This is a genomic window from Ureibacillus suwonensis, assembly GCF_042655065.1.
Taxonomy (GTDB): domain Bacteria; phylum Bacillota; class Bacilli; order Bacillales_A; family Planococcaceae; genus Ureibacillus; species Ureibacillus suwonensis.
In genome coordinates, this window is record NZ_JBHSNQ010000139.1 from 1 (window position 1) to 3281 (window position 3281).

The window sequence follows — 3281 nt, forward strand, 5'->3', positions numbered from 1 at the left end:
CGGTATACTTCTTTTAGACATAGGTAGGGTACTCCTTTCTCTAAGATTTTTGGTCCAAATCAGAGAATACCCTACCTTTTTTCTTTTTGCCTAGCAAAATGCTTTACACAAACTTTTATACATCATCAACAAAGGCGCTTTTTTCATTCGTTTATGGAATGAAATACTATCAACCTTCAAAATGTAATTCTACAAGAAAAACCATCAGCAAGAATCCCCTGCTGATGGTTTCAAGTCATTCTTTTACTCTCAATAATCTCATACTATTCAAGGATACTAAAAGCGTTGCGCCCATATCCGAAAAAATCGCAATCCATAAAGTCAGCCAGCCAGGCACCACCAGCAGCAAAGCGAGAAGCTTCACGCCCAATGCAAATGCAATATTTGCCTTGATTACGGCCAATGTTTTCCGGCTAAGCTTGATGGCAAAAGGAAGTTTCCCCAAATCATCGGCCATCAGCGCCACATCGGCCGTTTCCAAAGCTGTATCCGAACCTGCGCTGCCCATGGCGATTCCCACTGTGGATGCTGCCAAAGCAGGGGCATCATTGACCCCGTCTCCAACCATCGCCACCTTGCCGTATGCTTTGCCCAATCCTTTTACATGCTCCAATTTCTCCTCTGGCAACAATTCCGCCTTCACTTCTGAAATGCCGACCGCCCTTCCGATGGCTGCGGCTGTCTTTGCATTGTCTCCCGTGAGCATCAGCGTCTTTTGGATACCCATTTCATGGAGCTTACGAACAACTTCTTTGCTGGAATGGCGCACTTCATCAAGAGCGGCAAAAATTGCATAAATCTCCTTTTCCGTGCCGAATAATATTACCGTTTTCCCATCGTTTTGAAGGGATGCCACTTTCTTTTCAATCTCTTCCGTCACCCGGCCGGCAAACCAAACAGGGCTGCCGATGGAATACGTTGTTCCGGCTATCGTCCCTTGAACACCTTTTCCGGTGATGGCCTTGAAATTCTCTATATCATGATTAAGAGGTTCCACTCCAAGCTCTTCCGCTTTCTTGACGAACGCACGGGCAATCGGATGATTCGAACGTTCTTCCAAAGCGCAGGCAATCGACAGCGCTTCTTTCTCATGGATTTTATCACTCAACATGATAAAATCCGTGACCACAGGCGCCCCCTTTGTCAACGTCCCTGTTTTATCAAAGGCGATTGCTTTCAAGGACCCCAATTCTTCCAAATAAATGCCGCCCTTAATCAGCACTCCTTTTTTCGCTGCGGAGCCAATGGCCGAAACAATGGAAATCGGTGTTGAAATAACAAGGGCACACGGGCATCCGACAACCAATACGGACAATCCTTGATATACCCAATCCATCCAATCGCCACCCCAAAGTAACGGCGGCACAATCGCAACAAGAAATGCAACAGCCATAATCGCCGGTGTGTAATATTTGGCAAATTGATCGACAAACGTTTGTGCAGGGGCCCGTTCCGCCTGGGCTTCTTCTACGAGTTCAATAATTTTGGAAATCGTCGTATCTTCCACATATTTTGTCACTTTGACTTCCAAATGTCCTTCTTCATTCAACGTTCCCGCAAACACTTCATCTCCTGGCTGTTTTGCCGCCGGAATCGATTCTCCGGTGATGGCGGCTTCGTTGACGGAAGAAGACCCCTTTATGACAATGCCATCCATTGCCACTTTCTGCCCGGGCTTTACAATCATGATGTCGCCAATCACCACTTCTTCAACGGGAACAACCGTCTCTTTCCCATTTCGATAAACAGTCGCTTCATTCGGTGCAATTTCCATTAATGATTTAATTGATTTTCTCGCTTTGTCCATCGAATGGCGCTCAAGGGCTTCGCTGATGGCAAATAAAACGACCACCACCGCCGCTTCCGCCCATTCCCCGATGATCGTTGCCCCGATGATGGCAATCGTCATCAGTGTCCGCATATCGAAATCGAGACGGATTAAATTATTGAGCCCGGTCTTCAACAACGAAAAGCCGCCAATGAGGATGGAAGAAATAAATAATAATGCGGTGATTAGATTCTCTTCCCCATTGATGAATATGGAAATTGCTCCTAGCGCGATCAACAGGCCGGAGTATAATAACGGATGATGTTTTTCAAAAAAAGATACTTGTTTTTTACGCCCCGTTTCCGGATGCTTTTCCGCCCGTTTTTCCGGATAGACTTTTAAGTTTTCAAAAGCCCCCGCTTTTTCCAGTTCTTCCACTGTCGCATGCCCAACAACGGTAATTTTCGATGCGCCAAAATTCACTTTCGCATCCTGCACACCCGGCAATGTCTTCACGTTCTGCTCGAATTTCCCTGCGCAATTCGCACATGTAAAACCCTCTACACGATAAATCTGTTTCATTTCACTCATCTATTGCCACCTCTTGTTGATGATGGAAGGCGATTTCAATCAATCGCTTCACACATTCATCCGTCAAGGAATAATAAACAAATTTCCCTTCTTTCCTCATCTTTGCAAGCCCCAAATTTTTTAATAATCTCAAATGGTGGGACGCGGTTGCAGTGGATGCGTTAATAACATTGGCAACGTCGCAAACGCACAGCTCATCTTCCAATGCCAAGGCATAAGCGATTTTGATTCGTGTTTCATCCGCCAATGCTTTAAAAAGTTTCGCCACTTCCAGAGGGTTTTGATGGGCTAATTGATTTTGAATTCTCGCCACTTTTTCTTCATCGACATACATCACTTCACAAATGCTGATTTCTTCCGGCAACGGCTTCACCCCTCCAACATTCAAATATATGTTTGAATATTAGTTTAAGATATTCTTGCGTTATATTCAAATGAATGTTTGAATGTTTTGCAAGTTGGATTGAATAAAAAAAACCGTACATCCCATACATGATGCACGGATTTTGCCTATCTGCCCCCATCAATCAGTAAATGCTATCAAAGGCGATAACAACATCAATAAAGAGAAACCTGCTATGAACACCGGTATTGCGGAAGCCCGTTCATCCTTCACAAAACTGGCAATGGAATAAACGAGGGAAAACACAAAAACAAAGGGCCATGCAAACCAGGTCCAATAAAAGAATAGGGCCAAACCATCCAATAAATTGATCAACATTCTTCCATCCCCTTTGAATCACTTCTTCTACAATATGGAGCTTTCCCATAGCGTTATATGTAAAATTTTACAATAAAAAAGAGGCTGGGACAAAACTAGCTTCAAAATAGGAAAAAGGAGAATTTGAGCCAACTCAAATTCTCCTTTTTCCATTTCTCTCCATTATTTTTGGTCAGTTGATCTTTGTTGGCCGTGTATTTC

3 protein-coding genes are annotated in these 3281 nt (G+C 44.0%); all 3 read right to left on the bottom strand.

What is annotated here, in order from left to right:
• Positions 1-235: 235 nt before the first annotated feature.
• Positions 236-2359, bottom strand: a complete 2124-nt coding sequence (locus tag ACFPOH_RS11315) for a heavy metal translocating P-type ATPase (RefSeq protein ID WP_390309710.1) — start codon at positions 2357-2359, stop codon at positions 236-238.
• Positions 2352-2693 carry an ArsR/SmtB family transcription factor gene (locus tag ACFPOH_RS11320; RefSeq protein ID WP_208652121.1) on the bottom strand — a complete coding sequence of 114 codons (342 nt, stop codon included), beginning with the start codon at positions 2691-2693 and terminating at the stop codon, positions 2352-2354. Before ACFPOH_RS11320 ends, ACFPOH_RS11315 begins: the two co-directional genes overlap by 8 nt.
• A 189-nt stretch (positions 2694-2882) precedes the next feature.
• Positions 2883-3080 (bottom strand): hypothetical protein, encoded by a 198-nt coding sequence (locus ACFPOH_RS11325; RefSeq protein WP_390309712.1) that lies wholly within the window; start codon positions 3078-3080, stop codon positions 2883-2885.
• Positions 3081-3281 lie beyond the last annotated feature (201 nt).